We start from the raw sequence: 20560 nt of genomic DNA on the forward strand, positions 1-20560 counted from the left end.
TCGCCATGCCCGATACGTCGCCCCTGTTCCCTCCCATTACGCCGCGCCGCCAGGGCATGCTGGCCGTCGACGACCTGCACACCATTTACTGGGAGGAGGTGGGCAATCCGGACGGCATGCCGGTGATCTTCCTGCACGGCGGCCCCGGCGCCGGCCTGTCGCCGCAGCACCGCCGCTTCTTCGACCCCGAGCAGTACCGCGTGATCCTGTTCGACCAGCGCGGCGCCGGCAAGTCCACCCCGCTGGGCGAATGCCGGGCCAACACCACCCAGTTTCTGGTGGAGGACATCGAGCGGCTGCGCGAACTGTTCGGCATCAGCCAGTGGCTGGTGTTCGGCGGCTCGTGGGGTTCCACGCTGGCGCTGGCCTACGGCCAGGCCCACCCCGAGCGCTGCCTCGGCTTCGTGTTGCGCGGCATCTTCCTGTGCACGCAGGCCGAGATCGACTGGTTCATCCACGGCGTGCAGTGGTTCTATCCCGAACTGTACGAGGAGTTCATCGCGCCGATCCCGCCGGCCGAGCGCGGCGACCTGCTGCAGGCCTACCTGGAACGCATCATGAGCGACGACCCCGACGTCTACTGGCCGGCCGTGCGCGCGTGGAGCCGCTTCGAGGGCCGCCGCGTGTTCCTGCTGCCGCAGCCGGACGAGGCGTCGTCCGACGCGCTGGACCTGGGCGTGGGCCGGCTCGAATCGCACTACATGGCCAACCTCGGCTTCTTCACGGACGACCAGCTGATCCGCGACATGGGCCGCATCGCCCACCTGCCGGCCGTGATCGTGCAGGGCCGCTACGACGTGATCTGCCCGCCGCTGTCGGCGCACCGGCTGCACGGGGCCTGGCCCGGCGCCGTGCTGAAGATGATCCCGGACGCCGGCCACGGCGCGCTCGAGCAGGGCATCGCGCGCGCGCTGGTGGCGGCCACCGAGCAGTTCCGCCGCCATGGCCGTTTTGAATAGGCAGGCCGCCTGCTACACTACGGCCTGCGCCACAACCAGCATCGAGGTGTCATCATCGCACTCATGAACTTACAGATCGGCGAGATCGGTCACGTCATCCAGCTCGCCGTCGCCCCGGTGTTCCTGCTGTCGGGCGTGGGCACGGCCCTGATGGTGCTGATCAACCGCCTGGCCCGCATCATCGACCGTTCGCGCGTGCTCGAGGACAAGCTGGACGTGGGCTACAACGACGTCCACCTCAATGAACTGGACACGCTGTACCGGCGCTCGCACCTGATCAATGTGTCGATCACGCTGGCCACCTCGTGCGCGCTGCTGATCTGCCTGGTCGTCGCCATGCTGTTCCTGGGGGATATCACCGACCTGCCGCTCGACAAGTACATCGCCGGCATGTTCGTGGTGGCCATGGCCTGCCTGATCGGCAGCCTGGTGTCGTTCCTGCGCGAGATCTTTATCGCCTCGGCCGCCATGCGTTCCCACCGCCATGTGCGCCAGCCGGTAAAATAAGCGATGCCGTCCGGCGCCCGCCGCCCCCTTTTTGATTGAACCGAATACCATCATGCACGATTATCAACGCCCCCCCACCCTGTACCGCTACGGCGTGCGCGAAGACCTGGAACTGGCCCTGAGCCAGGGGCAATTCGTGCTGCGCCCGGCGTCGAACTGCCTGACGCTGAGCTTCTCCCAGGTATGGGACGCCACCCTGTTCGAGCAGTTCAACGCCGACTGCTGCCTGATCATCCACAACACGGAAGAATTCGGCGAACGCGTGCACCGCGCCGTGCAGCGCGCCTTGCCCAGCTGGGCCGGCATCGACGGCGCCGTCGAATACGGCACCCGCGCCGCGCTGGGCGCGGCCTTCACCAAGACCGCCCACGAGGCCAACGAGCATGAATGGCTGTTCGCGTGGCGCGCCATGCAAAGCCAGCTCAGTCTCAACCCCGTGCTGATCAAGATCGGCAGCCTGGAGAATTTCGCCGAACTGCGCGACCGCGACACCTACCTCGCGTAACGCCCGCCGCGCGGCCGCGCAGGCCGGCCGCCGTCTTCGCCGTCAATCGCGCTTGCTGTCGAGCCGCGTGAGCACGGCCGCCATCATCCGTTCGATGTCGTGGCGGATGATCTTGGCGCCGAGGATGCCCGGCACGTAGAAGTTGGGCACCAGCCGGCCCGTGTAGATCACCTTGGTGCCGCCCGTTTCCGGCACCGGCACCAGTTCCCAGTGCGATTCGTAGTGCTTCATGTCGCCCGAGATGAGGGCGATGTCGATCGCCGTCATCGGCTGCTCGGTGGCGCGCACGATCAGGTGGATGGACTTGGACATGAACAGGAAGCGCGCCGTGCCGAATTGTTCGATGATGACCTCGTTGCCGTTGCGCGCCAACACCTTGCACGATTCCAGATCCGGCACGAATTCGTTCATCCGTTCATAGTTGGTGAGGATGCGCCAGACGGTGGCCGGCGACGCCTGCACCGTGCCGGCCGCGTTGACCTCGAACAGGTGCAGCGCATCGAACTCCACCCGGTTCACCGACACTTCCAGCTTGGGCAATTCAAGCCTGGGTGTTTGCGCCATGACGGGGGCGGCCGCACCGAGTATCAGGAACAGAAGAAATCGCATCATCGTTCCAGCGTAAGGGAAAGGGTGGCAGAATACAAGCGTGGTACGTTCTGGTTACAAATGGCCGCTGCGCCAAGGCGGGTCGTTTAGAAACACGGGTCTAGAGAATTCGGTTTTAATGCCGCCATCGCATGTCAACCACGCCTATAACGATAATGACTACTCCAAGTTACCCGCACCTGCTGGCCCCCCTCGACCTCGGCTTCACCACCTTGCGCAACCGCGTGATCATGGGTTCCATGCACACGGGGCTGGAAGACCGCTTCTTCAATTTCGGCAAGCTGGCCGCCTACTACCGCGAACGCGCGCGCGGCGGCGTGGGCCTGATCGTCACGGGCGGCTTCTCGCCCAACCGGGCCGGCTGGCTGCTGCCGTTCGGCGGCACCGTCAACTTCAAGGCCGACGTGTTCAACCACCGCCGCCTGACGGGCGCCGTGCACGAGGAGGGCGGCAAGATCGTGATGCAGATCCTGCACGCGGGCCGCTACGGCTACCAGCCGTTCGTGGTGTCGGCCTCGGAGCGCAAGTCGCCGATCTCGCCGTTCAAGCCGCGCGCGCTGACCGAGGCCGGCATCGAGTCGACCATCCGCGACTACGCGCGCTGCGCGCGGCTGGCGCGCGACGCCGGCTACGACGGCGTGGAGGTGATGGGCAGCGAAGGCTATCTGATCAACCAGTTCCTGTGCGCGCGCACCAACCTGCGCACCGACCGCTGGGGCGGCAGCATCGAGAACCGCATGCGGCTGCCGGTGGAGATCGTCAAGCGCATCCGCGCCGAGGTGGGCAAGGACTTCATCATCATGTACCGCCACTCGCTGCTCGACCTGGTCGACGGCGGCAACACCTGGGACGACGTGGTGGCCGTGGCCAAGGCGCTGCAGCACGCCGGCGTGACCATCATGAACACCGGCTTCGGCTGGCATGAGGCGCGCGTGCCCACCATCGTCACCTCGGTGCCGCGCGCCGCGTTCTCGGGCGTGGCCGGCCGGCTGCGGCGCGAGCTGACCATCCCCGTGGTGGCGTCGAACCGCATCAACATGCCGCACGAGGCCGAAGGCGTGCTGCAGCGCGGCGAGGCGGACCTGGTGTCGATGGCGCGCCCGTTCCTGGCCGACCCGCAGTTCGTGCTCAAGGCGGCCGAGGGCCGCGCCGACGAGATCAACACCTGCATCGGCTGCAACCAGGCCTGCCTCGACCACACCTTCGCCAACAAGCGCGCCAGCTGCCTGGTCAACCCGCGCGCCTGCCACGAGACGGAGCTGGTGTACGCGAAGGCGGCCACCAAACGCAAGGTGGCCGTGGTGGGCGCCGGGCCGGCCGGTCTGTCGGCCGCCACCGTGGCCGCCGAATGCGGCCACGACGTGACGCTGTTCGACTCGAACCCCGGCATCGGCGGCCAGTTCCGCATCGCCATGCAGATTCCGGGCAAGGAGGAATTCGCCGAGACGGTGCGCTACTTCGGCCGCAAACTCGAACTGACCGGCGTGAAGCTGCGGCTCGGCGAGCGCGTCACGCGCGAACAGCTGCTGGCCGGCGGCTACGACGACGTGGTGGTGGCCACCGGCATCAAGGTGCGCCGGCCGCCCATCCCCGGCATCGAGCACGCCAAGGTGCTGTCGTACGTGGACGTGTTGCAGAACAAGGCGCCGGTGGGCAAGCGCGTCGCCATCATCGGCGCCGGCGGGATCGGCTTCGACGTCAGCGAATACCTGCTGCACGACCCGCGCCATGCGCTGCCGCTGGCGCTGGACGTGTGGGCGCGCGAGTGGGGCGTGGACCTGAAGGGCGACACCTCCGGCGGCCTGGTGCCGGCGCAGGCGCCGGAGCCGGTGCGCCAGCTCTATCTGCTGCAGCGCAAGACCTCCAAGCTGGGCGCGGGCCTGGGCAAGACCTCGGGCTGGGTGCACCGCGCCACGCTGGCGCGCGCCGGGGTGGTGATGATCGCCGGCGTGCAGTACGACCGCATCGACGACCATGGCCTGCACATCACGGTGGGCGGCGAACAGCGCCTGCTGGCGGTGGACAACGTGGTGGTGTGCGCCGGCCAGGACAGCCTGACGGAACTGATGCCGACCGGGGAGCAGGCCAAGACCGGCCCGCGCTTCCACAAGATCGGCGGCGCCGCGCTGGCGGCCGAGCTGGACGCCAAGCGCGCCATCAAGGAAGGCGCGGAGCTGGCCGTGCGGTTGTAACGGGACGCGTCCCAACGAAAAACAGGCACGGGGTGAACCGAACCCCGTGCCTGTTTTTTTTCGCGACCGGACTATCGTTACAGCTTGCGCACCACCACGCAGCCGATCGAGTAGCCGGCGCCGAACGAGCAGATCACGCCCAGCTGGCCGGCGGCCAGGTCGTCCGAATGTTTGTGGAAGGCGATGATGGAACCGGCCGACGAGGTGTTGGCGTAGGTGTCGAGGATCACGGGCGCCTCGCCCGGTTCCGCGTCGCGGCCCAGCACCATGCGGCTGATCAGCAGGTTCATGTTCAGGTTGGCCTGGTGCAGCCAGTAGCGGTTCACCTGCGGCACTTCCAGGCCGGCGCCGGCGATGGTGGTCTTGATCATCTCGGCGGCCATCGGGCACACGTCCTTGAACACCTTGCGGCCCTGCTGGCGGAACAGCTTGTCCGGCTGGCCGATGCCCGACTCGTCGAAGCGGTTCAGGAAGCCGAAGTTGTTGCGGATGTTGTTGGAGAACGCCGTCTTGAGCTGGGTCTCGACGATCTCGAAGCGGTGCGGGCCCTGGGCCGTGGCCGCGTCCTCGATCACGATCGCCGTGCAGGCGTCGCCGAAGATGAAGTGGCTGTCGCGGTCGCGCCAGTTCAGGTGGCCGCTGGTGATCTCGGGATTGAGCACCAGCACGGCGCGCGCCTGGCCGCTCTTGATGGCCGCCACGGCGGTCTGGATGCCGAAGGTGGCCGACGAGCAGGCCACGTTCATGTCGAAGCCGTAGCCGTCGATGCCGAGCGCCTGCTGCACCTCCACCGCCATGGCCGGGTAGGCGCGCTGCATGTTGCTGCAGGCGACCAGCACCATGTCGATGTCGGCCGCCGTGCGGCCGGCGCGGTCGAGCGCCTGGCGCGCGGCGGCCACGCAGATTTCCGCCTGCAGCGACAGTTCGTCGTCGCCGCGCTCGGGGATGCGCGACACCATGCGCTCGGGGTCGAGGATGCCGCTCTTTTCCATCACGAAGCGCGACTTGATGCCGGACGCTTTCTCGATGAAGCCGACGCTGGACGGTTCCAGCGCGGTCACGCTGCCGTCCGCGATGGCGGCGGCGTGGTCGGCGTTGAATTTCTCGACATAGGCGTTGAAGCTGGCGACCAGCTCCTCATTGGAGATCGATTGTGCTGGCGTAAAGAGGCCGGTACCGCTGATGACGGCTTGTTTCATGGGTAAACTTTCAAATATGGTAATGGGCTGGCGCCGCAAGTGAGCAAATTTTACACAATGGCGGGCCCGGTCAGCGCATTTTCTAATCGCCCGCTTGATTTTTTTCCGGGCGCGCCCGCGCGGCGGGATCGGCCCGGCGGGCCGCCGCCTATTTCTTGCTCAGGTCTTTCTTGACGGCGGGGCTGGCCACCTGCACCAGCTTCGATTCGGTCTTGGCCAGTTGCACGGGCAAGCCTTTCAGGTGGTTCAGCGCCTGGGCCAGCTGGAAATCGTCGTTGCTGCCGTATTCGAGCGGCTTGCGTTGTTTTTCCATCGCGATCACGCGCAGTTGTTCCTCCAGCTCGTCGCGGTTGGTCTTGGCGCCTTCCTGGTCGCGGTCGTTGGACAGGTGCTTGTCGAGGTCCGCTTCGCGCGTGCGCAGGCTGTTCAGGCCGTCGCCATCGGCGTTCTCGTCCACCAGCAGGTCGGGCGCGATGCCCTTGGCCTGGATCGAGCGGCCGTTCGGCGTGTAGTAGCGGGCCGTGGTCAGCTTGACGGCCGTGTCGGGCGTGAGCTGGCGGATGGTCTGCACGGAACCCTTGCCGAAGGTCTGGGTGCCGACGATGGCGGCGCGCTTGTAGTCCTGCAGCGCGCCGGCCACGATCTCCGAGGCCGAGGCCGAGCCTGTGTTGACCAGCACCACCATCGGCACTTTCTTGACGGCCTCGGGCAGCCTGGCCAGCGCGTCGCCGTCATTGCGCAGCGCGTAGTACTCGGGCCGGCCGTAGAAGATCTGTTTGGAGTCGGGCAACTGGCCGTTGGTGGAGACGATGGCCGAGTCGCGCGGCAGGAAGGCGGCCGCCACCCCGATCGCGCCCTGCAGCACGCCGCCGGGGTCGTTGCGCAGATCCAGCACCAGGCCCTTGATGTTGGGGTCCTGCTTGTACAGTTCGACGATCTTGGCGGCCAGGTCGTCGACGGTCGGTTCCTGGAACTGCGAGATCCGCAGCCAGGCGTAGCCGGGTTCGATCAGCTTGCCCTTGACGCTTTTCTGATGGATTTCCTCGCGCGCGATGGTGAATAGCAGCGGCTCGCTCTCACCCTTGCGCAGGATGGTCAGGTTGACCTTGGTGTGCGGCTCGCCGCGCATCTTCTTGACGGAGTCGTCCAGGCTCATGCCCTTGACGGGCGTGCCGTCGAGCCGCGTGATCAGGTCGCCCGCCTTGATGCCGGCCCGGTAGGCCGGCGAATCCTCGATCGGCGAGACGATCTTGATATAGCCTTCCTCGCTCTGGCCGATTTCGATGCCGAGGCCGACGAACTTGCCTTGCGAGCCTTCGCGCAGCTCGGCGTAGGCCTTCTTGTCGAGGTAGGCGGAATGGGGGTCGAGCGAGGCGACCATGCCGGCGATGGCTTCGGTCAGCAGTTTCTTGTCCTCGACAGGTTCCACGTAGTCCGACTTGATGAGGCCGTACACGTCGGCCAGCTGGCGCAATTCCTCCAGCGGCAGGGCGGGCTCCACGGGCTTTTGCGCCATCGCGGAAAATTGCAGCGACACGGCGATGCCGGCGATGACACCCAGGCTGACCAGCCCGGCACTCTTGAGTTTCTTGCCCATGTTTCACCTGTCGAATCTATCCATCCGGCGTTGCGGCCGCGCGGTCGGCGCCGGCGTAACGCTACGATTCAGTATAAACCTGATTTCCGGCAAACGTAGTATCCAATGCGTAATGATTTACACGTTTTTTTCCGGTCGCGCGTGCAGCCACCTTAGCAGCATGCATGACTGCAAATATTGCGCGGGGCCGGACTTTGGTAGCGTTGTGTAACGCTAGCGTTGACGACGGTAAGCAATTGTAAGAATCCCTGCCCGGCCGGTGTTCGCGGCCTACACTGGACTTGTATTTCTCTCTACCCTGAAGTGGTTCTTTGCCTGCGCTTATGCCGCAGGCATTTTTTTGTGCAGGTGTTTTTGTTCCGGGAGTGTTCATGTTGTCCACCTTGCTGTCTTTCCGCCCGCGCCACCTGGGCGCGGCCCTGCTGCTGAGCGCGGCCACCTTGCCCGCGCTGGCCCTGCCCGTGATGGAGATGCGGGCCGAGGATATGTTGCCGATGGCGGCCGAGCTGAAGACCTCGCTGGCCCTGAACGCCAACCAGCAAACCCTGTGGCAGCAGACGGAAGGCAAAACCCGCGCGCTGTTGCGCGAGCGCCAGGCGCGCCGCGAGCGCTTGCAGGCGGCCAGCAAGGCCGGCCTGGATGGCGCCGGCGTCGAGCTGCGCGACCTGGTGGGCGCGCTGGACGCGGAGACGGCCACCACGGCGGCCGAGGAAAAGCAGTTGCGCGAATGGTGGCTGACCGTCAACGACGCGCTGAGCGAACCGCAGCGCCGCGTGGTGGCCAACCTGCTGGCCGAACAATTGCTGCGCATGCCCGATAACGGCGGCCACAGCGGCGGCGCCCCGCGCGCGAAGGACGAGGGCGGCGAACGCAGCCGTGGCGGCCATCACCGGCAGGGCGGCGCCGGCATGGGCATGCCGGGCGGCTGATGGGCGGCTGATGGGTGGATGATGGGGAGTTGATGGGGAGTTGATGGGCCCCGCGCGCAGGGTGTGTATCGCAAAGTAAAAAACAACTGTCGGCGCGCATGCCCGGCCGGCCGGCGGGCTAGAATGCGGGCGCGGACGGTCGTCCGCGACCAAGCAACCCGATACTTTATGCGCAAATTGTTTCCCTACGCGTGCCTGGCCCTGCTGGGCACGCTGGCCGACACGGCCGTCCACGCCCAGAACGCGGTCCCCCAGCCAGCCGATACCAGCACCGCCCAGCCGACCGCCGGGCCGGACGGCCATCCCATCCAGCAAGTGACGGTCAGCGGCGGCCGCGCCAGCGACATGGACGAGCGCCGCCGTTCCACGGCCGCCAAGCAAGTCTATGGCCGCGAGGAACTGGACCGCAACGGCGACACCAGCCTGGCCGACGTGCTCAAGCGCCTGCCCGGCGTCACCATCGGCGGCCGCCCCGGCCGTGGCGGCGACATCCGCATGCGCGGCCTGGGCAGCGGCTACACGCAGATCCTCGTCAACGGCGAGCGTCCGCCGGCCGGCTTTTCCATGGACAGCCTGTCGCCCGACCAGGTGGAGCGGGTCGAGATCATGCGCGGCCCGGTGGCCGAGCACAGCACGCGCGCCATCGCCGGCACCATCAACATCGTGCTGCGCGACGGCTACCAGCTCAAGGACAAACAGCTCAAGCTGACCGATACGGTGGAGCAGGGCCGCCACGCGCCCAATGTATCGCTGACCGTGCCCGGCAAGGCGGGCAGCCTGACCTATCTGCTGACCGGCTCCGTGTTCGAGCACCGCCAGCACGACCACAACACCATCGCCTACCAGGACACGGACGCCGCCGGCGCCGTGCTCAAGGATCAGCTGGAAACGGATGACAGCAACCGCAAGGCGCGCGGCATCCACCTGACGCCGCGTCTGTCCTACAAGTTCGATGGCGGCGACCAGTTGAACTTCCAGCCCTTCCTGATGCGTTTGCACAGCGACACCACGGCCACCAGCGTGCTGGACCAGAGCATCGGCCAGTCGCCGCCCGAGTACGCCACGGCCGCCACCCGCAGCCATGCCGACACCACCTTCATGCGCGGCTTCGGCAACTGGGTGCACAAGCTGGAGGGCGCGGCCAAGCTGGACGTCAAATTCGGCTTCGGCCTGGGTCACAGCAGCAGCGACGCGGTGCGCCTGCAATACGACGGCGCCGGCCAGGAATCGAACCGCTTTACCGACAGCGACAGCACGCGCGACCGCAGCGCGAGCACTGGCGGCAAGTACAGCACGCCGCTGGGCAAGGATCACGCGCTGGCCGCCGGCTGGGACCTGGAGGCCAGCCACCGCGAGCAGACCAAGACCTCGCTCGACAAGAACGGCGTGGCCCAGTTCGACGATTCGGGCGACAACCTGAGCGCCGACACGCGCCGCTACGCCGTGTTCGCGCAGGACGAGTGGGACATCACGCCGCAATGGTCGGCCTATGCCGGCCTGCGCTGGGAAGGCATCACCACCACCAGCTGGCGCGACAGCGGCGACGTGCACAACACCAGCAGCGTGCTCAGCCCCCTGCTGCATGGCGTGTGGCGCATCCCCGGCCACGCGCGCGACCAGGTGCGCGCCAGCCTGACCAAGAGCTACAAGGCGGCCAACGTGCAGGACCTGATCGCCTTGCCGTATCTGGCCCACCCGAACAACGCCACCCATCCCGACCGCATGGGCAATCCCGACCTCAAGCCGGAACTGGCCACGGGGCTGGACCTGGCGTATGAGCACTACCTGGGCCGCAGCGGCATCGTCAGCGTCAGCGGCTTCGTGCGCGACATCGACAACCTGATCCGCCGCACCTTGACCAGCTATGACACGCCGCAGGGCCCGCATTACGTGTCCACGCCGTCGAATGTGGGCCACGCGCGCACCAGCGGCATCGAGCTGGAGGCCAAGTTCCAGTTGATCGAATTGTTCGACGATGCACCGGCCATCGACTTCCGCACCAACTACAGCCGCTTCTGGTCCAGCGTGGACGGCATCCCCGGCCCCAACAACCGGCTCGACCAGCAGGCGAAACAGACGGCCAACCTGGGCCTCGACTACCACCTCAAGCAATGGCCGCTGACGCTGGGCGGCAGCGTCAACTGGACCCCGGCCGTCGTGATCCAGACCAGTCCCACCCAGCAGGTGGAAACGGGCCGCAAGCGCGCGTTCGACGCCTACGCGTTGTGGAAGTTCGACAACCGCAACCAGCTGCGCCTCTCGGCCAGCAACCTGGCGCCGCTCGACAGCCTGAGCGGCAACGTCGTCACGGCGCGCGGCGTGACCTCCTCGGCCGATTCCGATTACCAGACTTACACGGTCTGGAGCGTGAAGCTCGAAACGAAGTTCTGACTCTGGCGCGGCGCGCGAACAATCGCGTGCCGTGTCCGCCGGCTCGTGCTACATTGCCGGATTCCGGGCTATCCGCCTGAACCGAACCGCGCGGCACCACCGCCATCCCCGCCCTACAAGGACTTTTCGTGAAACGACATCTGCTGAGCACCCTGACCATGAGCCTCCTTATGACCGCCGCCGGCGCCGCCGAAACGGCCGCGCCCGTCCCCCGTTCCGGCATCGACGTGCAGTACATCGACAGCGCCGTGCGGCCGCAGGATGACTTTTTCCGCCACCTCAACGGCAAGTGGTTGCAGACCACGGAAATCCCGGCCGACAAGGCGAGCTGGGGTTCGTTCATCCAGCTGCGCGAGGCGACGCTGCCGCAGCTGCGCGCCCTGATCGAAGCGGTGCAACAGGACAAGGCGGGCCGCAAACCCGGTTCCGAGGCCCAGAAGATCGCCGACCTGTACGCCAGCTACATGGATGAACCGAAGCTCGACGCGCTGGGCATCAAGCCGCTGGCGGGCGAACTGAACCGCATCCGCAGCATCAAGGACAAGAAGGCGCTGCCGGCCCTGATCGCCCATCTGGACGAAATCGGCGTGGCCACGCCGTACGGCATCTACGTGAGCCAGGATGCGCGCGAATCGACCAAGTATGCGGTCAGCGTCGCGCAAAGCGGGCTGGGCCTGCCGGACCGCGACTATTACCTGAAGAAGGACGACGCCAAGCTGGCCGCCGTGCTGGCCCAGTACGAGACCCACGTGGCCAAAACGCTGGCGCTGGCCGGCGTGAAGGACAGCGCCGCCGCCGCGCACGCCATCGTGGCGCTGGAAACGGCGCTGGCCAAGGTGCAGTGGACCAAGGTCGAGAACCGCGACCCCGTCAAGCGCTACAACAAGGTGCAGATCGACAAGCTGGCCGAACTGGCGCCGGCCTACGACTGGAAACATGCGCTGGCCGCGGCCGGCGTGGCCAGCAAGGTCGATTATGTGATCGTCAACCAGCCCAGCTACCTGAGCGGCTTCAACACGGTGCTGGAACAGACCGACCTGGCGACATGGAAATCGTACTTCGAGTGGCAGCTGCTGCGCAGCCAGTCGCCGTATCTGTCCAAGCCGTTCGCGGACGCCAGCTTCGCGTTCTACGGCACCGTGCTGACGGGCGTGAAGGAACAGCCGCCGCGCTGGAAGCGCGGCGTGGGCGCCGTGGAGGGCGCGCTGGGCGAGGCGCTGGGCAAGCTGTACGTGGCGCAGTATTTCCCGCCCGAGCGCAAGGTGCGCATGGAGCAGCTGGTGGCCAACCTGCTGGCCTCGTACAAGACGAGCATCGACACGCTGGAGTGGATGGGCCCGGCCACCAAGGAGCAGGCCCAGGCCAAGCTGGCCAAGTTCACGCCCAAGATCGGCTATCCGACCAAGTGGCGCGACTATCGCGCGCTGGCCATCGTGCCGGCTGATTTGTCGGGCAACATGATGCGCGCCTCGGCCTTCGCCTCGCAGCGCATGATCAACAAGCTGGGCAAGCCGATCGACCGCGCCGAATGGGGCATGACGCCGCAGACCATCAACGCCTACTACAGCTCGACCATGAACGAGATCGTGTTCCCGGCCGCCATCCTGCAGCCGCCGTTCTTCGACGCGGGCGCCGACGACGCCGTCAACTATGGCGCCATCGGCGCCGTGATCGGCCACGAGATCAGCCACGGATTCGACGACAAGGGCAGCCAGTCCGATGGCGACGGCAACCTGCGCGACTGGTGGACCAAGGAGGACCGCGCCAACTTCAAGGCGCGCACCGACGTGCTGGTGCAGCAGTACGGCAGCTACAGCCCGCTGCCCGGCTACAACGTGAACGGCGCGCTCACGCTGGGCGAGAACATCGCCGACAATTCCGGCCTGGCCATCGCCTACAAGGCCTACAAGCTGTCGCTGAACGGCAAGCCGGCGCCGGTGATCGACGGCCTGACGGGCGACCAGCGCTTCTTCATGGGCTTCGCCCAGGTGTGGCGCAGCAAGATGCGCGAGCCGCAGCAGATCGTCCAGATCAAGACCGACCCGCACTCGCCGGGCCAGTTCCGCGCCAACGGCACCATGGTCAACCAGCCTGGCTTCTACGAGGCGTTCGGCGTGAAACCGGGCGACAAGATGTACCTGGCGCCCGAGCAGCGCGTGATCATCTGGTAAATGCGTCGCCGGTAAGCGCCATGCCGTAGCGGAAAAGACCATGCCGGAGCGATCTCGCATGGTCTTTTTGTTACTAATGCCACGATGACATGATACAGTCCCGCTGTCGGTACACATCAAAAATGAAATGCGACCACAAACTGGGAGAACTACTTTGAAAGCTCATGTAATCAGCGCCTGCACGCTGGCCTTGCTGGCCGGCGCCGGCATTGCGCACGCGGACGACGGCGCCGCGCCGGCCCGGCAGGGGGCGGCCGCGCTGCGCGCCTCCGGCATCGCCGTCGCCAACATGGACCCGTCGGTGCGGGCGCAGGACGACTTCTTCGCCAACCTGAACGGCAAATGGCTGGCGAGCACCGCCATCCCGGCCGACAAGGCCAGCTGGGGCGCGTTCGAAAAACTGGACGATGACACCAAGCCGCAGCTGCGCGCCATCATCGAAGCGGCCGCCGCCGACACCGACGCGGCGCCAGGCACGGACGCCCGACGCATCGGCGATTTCTACGCCAGCTACATGGACGAGGCCAGGCTGGAGCAGCTGGGCCTGACCCCGCTGCAAGCCGAGCTTGACCGCGTGACGGTCCTGCGCGACAAGCACGACATCGCCGCCCTGATCGCCCATTTCAACCGCCTCGGCTTCACGGCGCCGTACGCGTACGGCGTCCACCAGGACAACAAGGACTCGACCAAATACGTGGCCGACCTGTACCAGGACGGTCTGGGCCTGCCCGACCGCGATTACTACCTGAAGCCGCACGACGCCAAGCTGGCAGCCACGCTGGCCAAATACCAGCAGCACGTGGCGCGCATGCTGGCGCTGGCCGGCCACACGCAGGCGGCCGCGGACGCGGATGCGCGCGCCATCGTGGCGCTGGAAACGGCGATGGCGAAGATCCAGTGGACCAAGGTCGAGCTGCGCGATCCCGTCAAAGCCTACAACAAGGTGGCGCTGGACCAGCTGCCCGCGCTGATGCCCGGCTACGACTGGACCGGCTATCTGCAGCAGAGCGGCCTGGCCGGCAAGGTCGATTACGTGATCGTCAGCCAGCCCAGCTACTTCAAGGGCATGGCCCGTTTGCTGGAGCAGACCCCGCTGGCGACCTGGCAGGCCTACTTCCAGTGGCAGGTGATCCACGCCAACGCGCCCTATCTGTCGCAAGCGTTCGCCACTGAGAACTTCGCCTTCTACGGCAAGGTGCTGAGCGACGTGCCCGAGCAGCAGCCGCGCTGGAAGCGGGCCGTGAACGCCACCGACAACGCGCTCGGCGAAAGCCTGGGCAAGCTGTACGTGGCCCGGTACTTCCCGCCCGAGCGCAAGGCGCGCATGGAGCAGCTGGTGGCCAACCTGCTGGCCGCGTACAAGGAGAGCATCGCCACGCTGGACTGGATGAGCCCGGCGACCAGGCAGCAGGCGCAGGCCAAGCTGGCCAAGTTCACCACCAAGATCGGCTATCCCAACAAATGGCGCGACTACGGCAGCCTGGTGGTCCGGCGCGACGACCTGGTGGGCAATGTGCTGCGCGCCAACGCGTTCGCGTATGAGCGCCAGCTGGCCAAGCTGGGCAAGCCGATCGACCGCGAGGAGTGGGGCATGACGCCGCAGACGGTGAACGCCTATTACAACCCGGAGATGAACGAGATCGTGTTCCCGGCCGCCATCCTGCAGCCGCCGTTCTTCGATGCGGACGCCGATGACGCCGTCAACTATGGCGCCATCGGCGCCGTGATCGGCCACGAGATCAGCCACGGCTTCGACGACCAGGGCGCCCAGTACGACGGCGACGGCAACCTGCGCGACTGGTGGACGGCGGCCGATCATAAGCAGTTCGCGGCCAGGAGCAAGATGCTGGTCCGGCAGTACAGCGCCTTCAGCCCCGTCAATGGCTACCACGTGAACGGCGCGCTGACGCTGGGCGAGAACATCGCCGACAATTCCGGCATCGCCATCGCCTACAAGGCCTACCAGCTCGCGCTGGGCGGCCAGCCGGCGCCGGTGATCGACGGCCTGACCGGCGACCAGCGTTTCTACATGGGCTTCGGCCAGGTCTGGCGCAGCAAGATCCGCGACGCCCAGCAGATCGTCTACCTGAAAAGCGACCCGCACTCGCCGGACCGCTTCCGCGCCAACGGCACGGTGCGCAACCAGGCGCCGTTCTACGCCGCGTTCGGGGTCAAGCCGGGCGACAAGATGTATTTGCCGCCCAAGCAGCGGGTGAGCATGTGGTGATGCGGCTGCCCATGGACGCGGCCTTATGATAAAGTCAATGATGGGCCAAAAGTCCAGGGGCGATCTTTTTCGTTACAAACAATGAGGATATTTCTGTGAAACGTTATCTGTTGAGTGCATTAACCCTGAGCCTGATCGCAGGCTACGCCGGCGCCGCCGACACCGCCACCGCCAAGAGCATGACGGCCGCCACCAGCAAGGCCGCCGGCGCCAAGCTGTCGTCGGGCATCGCCACCGAATACATCGAATCGTCCGTGCGCGCGCAGGACGACTTCTTCACCCACCTGAACGGCAAATGGCTGGCCACCACCGAGATCCCGGCCGACAAGTCGAGCTGGGGCACGTTCGCCAAGCTGCGCGACGACATCCAGCCGCAGCTGCGCGCCATCATCGAGAACGCCGCCAACGCCAAGAACAAGGTGGCCGGCTCCGACGCCCAGCGCATCGGCGACTTCTACGCCAGCTTCATGGACGAGGCCAAGATCGAACAACTGGGCCTGACCCCGCTGAACGCCGAACTGGCCAAAGTGGCCGCCCTGAGCGACAAGCAGCAGATCCCGGCCCTGATCGCCCACTTCAACCAGGTCGGCTTCGGCGCGCCGCTGAACTTCGGCATCCACCAGGACAACAAGGATTCGACCAAGTACGTGGCCGACATCCAGCAATCGGGCCTGGGCCTGCCCGACCGCGACTACTACTTGAAGCTGGACGACGCCAAGATGGCCGACACGCTGGCCAAGTATGAGCTGCACGTGGCCAAGATGCTGACGCTGGCCGGCGACGCCAACGCGGCCGCCGACGCCAAGGCCATCGTCGCGCTGGAGACGGCGCTGGCCAAGGCGCAGTGGACCAAGGTCGAACTGCGCGACCCGGTCAAGGGTTACAACAAGGTCGAACTGGCCAAGCTGAGCGGCCTGGCGTCGGGCTTCGACTGGACCACCTGGCTCAACGAAACCGGCATCGCCGGCAAGACCGGCTACGTGATCGTGGGCCAGCCGTCCTTCGTGCAGGGCTTCAACGACGTGCTGGCCAGCACCCCGCTGGCAACGTGGAAAGCCTACTTCCAATGGCAAGTGATCCACGCCAGCGCGCCTTACCTGAGCAAGGCCTACGTGGACGAGAACTTCGCGTTCTACGGCACCGTGCTGAGCGGCGTGACGGAAATGCGTCCGCGCTGGAAGCGTGGCGTGAGCGTGACCGAAGGCGCGCTGGGCGAGTCCGTCGGCAAGCTGTACGTGGAGCAGTATTTCCCCGCCGAGCGCAAGGCGCGCATGGAACAGCTGGTGAAGAACCTGCTGGCCACCTACAAGACCAGCATCGACAAGCTGGACTGGATGAGCCCGACCACCAAGAAGCAGGCGCAAGCGAAGCTGGCCAAGTTCACCACCAAGATCGGCTACCCGAACAAATGGCGCGACTACTCGAAGCTGACCGTGGCGGCCGACGACCTGATGGGCAACGTGCTGCGCTCGAACAAATTCGATTACGACAAGGAACTGAACAAGCTGGGCAAGCCGATCGACCGCGACGAGTGGGGCATGACGCCGCAGACGGTGAACGCCTATTACAACCCGGAAATGAACGAGATCGTGTTCCCGGCCTCGATCCTGCAACCGCCGTTCTTTGACGCCAACGCCGACGACGCCGTCAACTACGGCGCCATCGGCGGCGTGATCGGCCACGAGATCAGCCACGGCTTCGACGACCAGGGTGCCCAGTACGACGGCGACGGCAACCTGCGCGACTGGTGGACGGCGGCCGACCACAAGAACTTCGCGGCCAAGACCAAGATGCTGGTCGACCAGTACAACCAGTTCAGCCCGCTGCCTGGCTACCATGTGAACGGCGAACTGACGCTGGGCGAGAACATCGCCGACAACTCCGGCGTGGCGATCGCGTACAAGGCCTACAAACTGTCGCTGCATGGCAAGCCGGCGCCGGTGATCGACGGCCTGACGGGCGACCAGCGTTTCTTCATGGGCTTCGCGCAAGTGTGGCGCATGAAGATGCGTGAACCGCAGCAGATCGTCCAGATCAAGACCGACCCGCACTCGCCCGGTCAGTTCCGCGCCAACGGCACCATGCGCAACCAGCCCGGCTTCTACAGCGCCTTCGGCGTGAAGAAGGGCGACAAGATGTACCTGGCGCCGAAAGACCGCGTGATCATGTGGTAATCGCCTCCTGAGGCAAAACGAAGGGCCGCCCGCGAGCGGCCCTTTTCTTTCGGCAAACACAGAAGCACAGAAGGGGGCACACAGAAGGGGTCAGGTCATGGCGTCACGCCACGTGTGATGCCACGCGATGCGTGACGCCATGACCTGACCCCGGTTTTCTTCACGCGCAAAAAAAAACCGCTCGTCTGACGGAGCGGTTTCAATGGCGGCGCCGGACAGTCCGGCGCCGTAAGCGCAGCGCTTACTGTGCCGAGGCGGCGGAAGCGGCCGAAGCGCCTTCCGCGGCGGCGGCGGGAACGGCAGGCTCCTTGAACTTGGCGCCGCCGGCGTTGGCCATGTGCACCACGGCGCGCGCCACTTCCACGTCGTCCAGGTCGGGGTTGCCGCCCTTGGCCGGCATGGCGCGGATACCTTCGATGGCGTGCTTCAGCAGCGTGTCGTAGCCCTGGGCGATGCGAGGACCCCAGGCGCCGGCGTCGCCGAACTTGGGCGAACCGGCCGCGCCGGAACCGTGGCAAGCCGCGCAGACGGCCGTGTAGACGGCTTCGCCGCTTTGCAGCTGTTTAGGACCGCTGGCATCTTTCAGGGTGAAGCCTTCATCGGCGACGGGACGCAAGCGCGCGGCAACGGATTCGGCCGACTGGCTGTCGGAACCACGGCCGGTCAGCTTGTCGGTGGTCACATACTGCACCAGCAGGATGATGCCGAGGATCACCACGGCGAAGAAGCCGATCACGGCGACAATCAGTTGCTTGGGAGTTTTGATGGCGGATTCGTGTTCGTTGTGTGCGTCGCTCATGATGTCCTTTTAGTATCGATGCAGGTGGGCCGTGCGAAGAATTGTCTTTGCGTATTACCGTACAAACCCTCGCCAAACGGGCGATTATAGACTCAAAAACTGCCCCTTGGAACGGAAATGCTGCCTAAAACGACACTTTCCATGGACGGATTTGACGAAAGACGGTATCCTTCGTGTCGATTCAAACACTCCCCAAGCGGCTGTAGCTCAGTGGATAGAGTATTGGCCTCCGAAGCCAAGGGTCGTGGGTTCGATCCCCGCCAGCCGCACCACCGTCCCCCCTCACATCAACACCTTTGTGATCAAATTCATCACTTGGCCGTTTGGCAAGGTTAAGTTTGTCGCAAGCATCCCTTACGTCGGGATCTCCGCCCGCCGCGCATTGGCTCAGGCCTGAGTTCGAGGTTTTACCGAATATTGCAGGCAACGGATAAGCGTGCGTTATCCGGATAGTCGTGCAGGTCCGTAATCGAGAGAATCCGGTTGTAGAAGTGTTTCTTTGCATGTCAACTTCGCAGACTGCAACGACTGCCGAAGCCCAGCGCACCGTCGGCATAACGCCGGAGGCGGTGCTTACCACCTCCAAGGAAGAAAGCGACCAACTCGACCAACTCGAGGGCCAAGGCAAGAAATAGCATGCGTAAAAATCTGCCCGTAACCGATACGCAGTTCCACATGGAGGACTGCAAGCCCATCGTGTCGAAGACCGACCTCAAGGGAAAGATCACCTATGTCAATCCGTATTTCGTTGAAGTCAGCGGATTCAGCAAAGAGGAATTGATCGGTGCGCCGCATAACCTGGTGCGCCACCCGGATATGCCGCCTGAAGCGTTCGAAGACTTGTGGAAGTCTATCCAGGCCGGCCAGCCATGGACGGGCACTGTGAAGAACCGGCGCAAGAATGGCGATTTCTACTGGGTCGTGGCCAACGTGACCCCCATCATGGAAAACGGCAGGGCGAGCGGCTACATGTCGGTTCGTACCAAGCCAACCCGCGCGCAGATCGAGGCGGCAAACCGGACTTACCGCAGCATTTTTGCTGGTAATCCCGACCGTATAGCGTTCCGTGGGGGGCAGGTGGTGCGTCGCGGTCTGACTGGCATTTTCCCGGCATTATATGATCTGCCGATCAGCGTGCTCATCACGCTGGGGAGCCTCGCGCTATGTGCCCTGTATCTCGTTCTGGGCGGCCTGGGCTTCGCAACGGCGAGCGGCAGCGCGGCGTGGGGATTTGCCGGCGTGGCCGCCCTCGGCGTGGCCGGTGCGTTGTTGATGGGGCACACGCTCCACAAGTCCGTGGCGATACCCTTGCGCGGCGCGATCCGCGCCGCGCGCACGATTGCCGGCGGCGATCTGACCAGCACGATCGAGACGCGACTCGGTGGCGACATGGGCCAATTGCTGCGTGCCTTGCAACAAATGAATGTCAATCTCTTGGCGATCATCGGCGACGTCCGCACCAATGTCGATGCAGTGAACGTCGCCACCAGGGAAATTGCCGCAGGCAACACGGAGCTTGCTGCGCGCACCGAATCGCAGGCCTCCAGTCTCGAAGAAACCGCGTCCAGCATGGAAGAATTTTCCGCGAGCGCAAGACAGAATGCAGACCATGCGCAGCGAGCCGACGAACTTGTCTTGTCCGCCTCGACGGTTGCGGTCAAGGGGGGCCAGGCCGTTTCCAGCGTGGGAGCGACTATGGGCGATATCAGTGCCTCGGCGAAGAAGATCGCCGACATCATCAGTCTCATCGATAGTATCGCGTTCCAGACCAACATCCTGGCGCTGAATGCCGCTGTCGAGGCGGCACGTGCGGGCGAGCAGGGGCGCGGCTTTGCCGTGGTCGCCTCCGAAGTGCGCAACCTGGCGCAGCGCTCCGCCGCCGCCGCCAAGGAAATCAAAGCATTGATCGATGACTCGGTGACGCGGGTCGAACTGGGGAGCCGCCTGGTCGGCGACGCCGAGCAAACCATGCAGGACGTCGTGGAGTCGGTGCAGCGCGTGGCCGGCATCATGCATGAAATCGCCTCTGCCAGCCGTGAGCAAAGCGGTGGCATTGACCAGGTCAACCGGGCAATCGGCAGTATGGGCGAAGTCACTCAGCAAAATGCCGGATTGGTGGAACAGACGGCCGCGGTTTCGTCCTGCCTGGAAGAGCAGGCCATGCAGTTGTCGCAGGCGGTGAGCGTGTTCAAACTCGATGACACGCGCGCGTATCCTCCATTGAAAAAGGCATCGCGGCAGCGTGATCATCTGGAGAACGTCGTCAAGAGCCGGAGGCAAGCACGGGTCCTTGCAAACTGA

At 65.3% G+C, this 20560-nt stretch carries 14 protein-coding genes and 1 tRNA gene; 11 read left to right on the forward strand and 4 right to left on the reverse strand.

The window, feature by feature from the left end; all coding sequences use genetic code 11:
• The first annotated feature begins 5 nt into the window (after positions 1 to 5).
• The 3 genes from pip (at position 6) to AC1RQG_RS00810 (ending at position 1971) form a co-directional block, all read left to right on the forward strand.
• Positions 6 to 959: a prolyl aminopeptidase gene (pip, locus tag AC1RQG_RS00800; protein WP_493127335.1), complete on the forward strand. Its 954-nt coding sequence runs from the start codon at positions 6 to 8 to the stop codon at positions 957 to 959.
• Positions 960 to 1022: 63 nt separating this feature from the next.
• On the forward strand, positions 1023 to 1466 hold the full coding sequence (locus tag AC1RQG_RS00805; protein WP_493127336.1) for a DUF2721 domain-containing protein: 444 nt from the start codon (positions 1023 to 1025) through the stop codon (positions 1464 to 1466).
• A 52-nt stretch (positions 1467 to 1518) separates the two neighbouring features.
• Positions 1519 to 1971, forward strand: a complete 453-nt coding sequence (locus tag AC1RQG_RS00810) for a hypothetical protein (protein WP_493127338.1) — start codon at positions 1519 to 1521, stop codon at positions 1969 to 1971.
• A gap of 42 nt (positions 1972 to 2013) precedes the next feature.
• Here AC1RQG_RS00810 and AC1RQG_RS00815 read toward each other — a convergent pair whose 3' ends face one another.
• On the reverse strand, positions 2014 to 2583 hold the full coding sequence (locus tag AC1RQG_RS00815; protein WP_493127340.1) for an SRPBCC family protein: 570 nt from the start codon (positions 2581 to 2583) through the stop codon (positions 2014 to 2016).
• Positions 2584 to 2735: 152 nt separating this feature from the next.
• On the opposite strand from AC1RQG_RS00815, the gene AC1RQG_RS00820 reads away from it, so the two are divergent.
• The gene (locus AC1RQG_RS00820) at positions 2736 to 4772 is read left to right on the forward strand and encodes a 2,4-dienoyl-CoA reductase FMN-binding domain-containing protein (RefSeq protein WP_493127342.1); all 2037 of its coding nucleotides are present in this window, start codon (positions 2736 to 2738) and stop codon (positions 4770 to 4772) included.
• Between the two features lie 77 nt (positions 4773 to 4849).
• Here AC1RQG_RS00820 and AC1RQG_RS00825 read toward each other — a convergent pair whose 3' ends face one another.
• Together AC1RQG_RS00825 and AC1RQG_RS00830 are read right to left on the reverse strand one after the other, a co-directional pair.
• Entirely contained in the window at positions 4850 to 5971 is a 1122-nt protein-coding gene (locus tag AC1RQG_RS00825; RefSeq protein WP_493127344.1) for a beta-ketoacyl-ACP synthase III, read from the reverse strand.
• 148 nt (positions 5972 to 6119) lie between these two features.
• The gene (locus AC1RQG_RS00830) at positions 6120 to 7568 is read right to left on the reverse strand and encodes a S41 family peptidase (protein WP_493127346.1); all 1449 of its coding nucleotides are present in this window, start codon (positions 7566 to 7568) and stop codon (positions 6120 to 6122) included.
• Positions 7569 to 7939: 371 nt separating this feature from the next.
• Here AC1RQG_RS00830 and AC1RQG_RS00835 point away from each other — a divergent pair, with 371 nt between their 5' ends.
• The 5 genes from AC1RQG_RS00835 to AC1RQG_RS00855 all read left to right on the forward strand — a co-directional run bounded on the left by AC1RQG_RS00835 (position 7940) and on the right by AC1RQG_RS00855 (position 17460).
• Positions 7940 to 8497 carry a hypothetical protein gene (locus AC1RQG_RS00835; RefSeq protein ID WP_493127348.1) on the forward strand — a complete coding sequence of 186 codons (558 nt, stop codon included), beginning with the start codon at positions 7940 to 7942 and terminating at the stop codon, positions 8495 to 8497.
• 168 nt (positions 8498 to 8665) lie between these two features.
• On the forward strand, positions 8666 to 10888 hold the full coding sequence (locus AC1RQG_RS00840; RefSeq protein WP_493127350.1) for a TonB-dependent receptor plug domain-containing protein: 2223 nt from the start codon (positions 8666 to 8668) through the stop codon (positions 10886 to 10888).
• A 128-nt stretch (positions 10889 to 11016) separates the two neighbouring features.
• A complete protein-coding gene (locus AC1RQG_RS00845; protein ID WP_493127352.1) occupies positions 11017 to 13059 on the forward strand; it encodes a M13 family metallopeptidase in 2043 nt (680 codons plus the stop codon).
• A 154-nt stretch (positions 13060 to 13213) separates the two neighbouring features.
• The gene (locus AC1RQG_RS00850; RefSeq protein ID WP_493127355.1) at positions 13214 to 15286 is read left to right on the forward strand and encodes a M13 family metallopeptidase; all 2073 of its coding nucleotides are present in this window, start codon (positions 13214 to 13216) and stop codon (positions 15284 to 15286) included.
• A gap of 95 nt (positions 15287 to 15381) precedes the next feature.
• Positions 15382 to 17460 (forward strand): M13 family metallopeptidase, encoded by a 2079-nt coding sequence (locus AC1RQG_RS00855; protein WP_493127357.1) that lies wholly within the window; start codon positions 15382 to 15384, stop codon positions 17458 to 17460.
• A 241-nt stretch (positions 17461 to 17701) separates the two neighbouring features.
• Here AC1RQG_RS00855 and AC1RQG_RS00860 read toward each other — a convergent pair whose 3' ends face one another.
• Entirely contained in the window at positions 17702 to 18259 is a 558-nt protein-coding gene (locus AC1RQG_RS00860) for a c-type cytochrome (protein ID WP_493127358.1), read from the reverse strand.
• 196 nt (positions 18260 to 18455) lie between these two features.
• On the opposite strand from AC1RQG_RS00860, the gene AC1RQG_RS00865 reads away from it, so the two are divergent.
• Both AC1RQG_RS00865 and AC1RQG_RS00870 read left to right on the forward strand, forming a co-directional pair.
• Positions 18456 to 18531 (forward strand) — tRNA-Arg (locus AC1RQG_RS00865).
• 364 nt (positions 18532 to 18895) lie between these two features.
• A complete protein-coding gene (locus AC1RQG_RS00870) occupies positions 18896 to 20560 on the forward strand; it encodes a methyl-accepting chemotaxis protein (RefSeq protein WP_493127359.1) in 1665 nt (554 codons plus the stop codon).

The organism is Rugamonas sp. GW822-FHT03B10 (assembly GCF_058801745.1).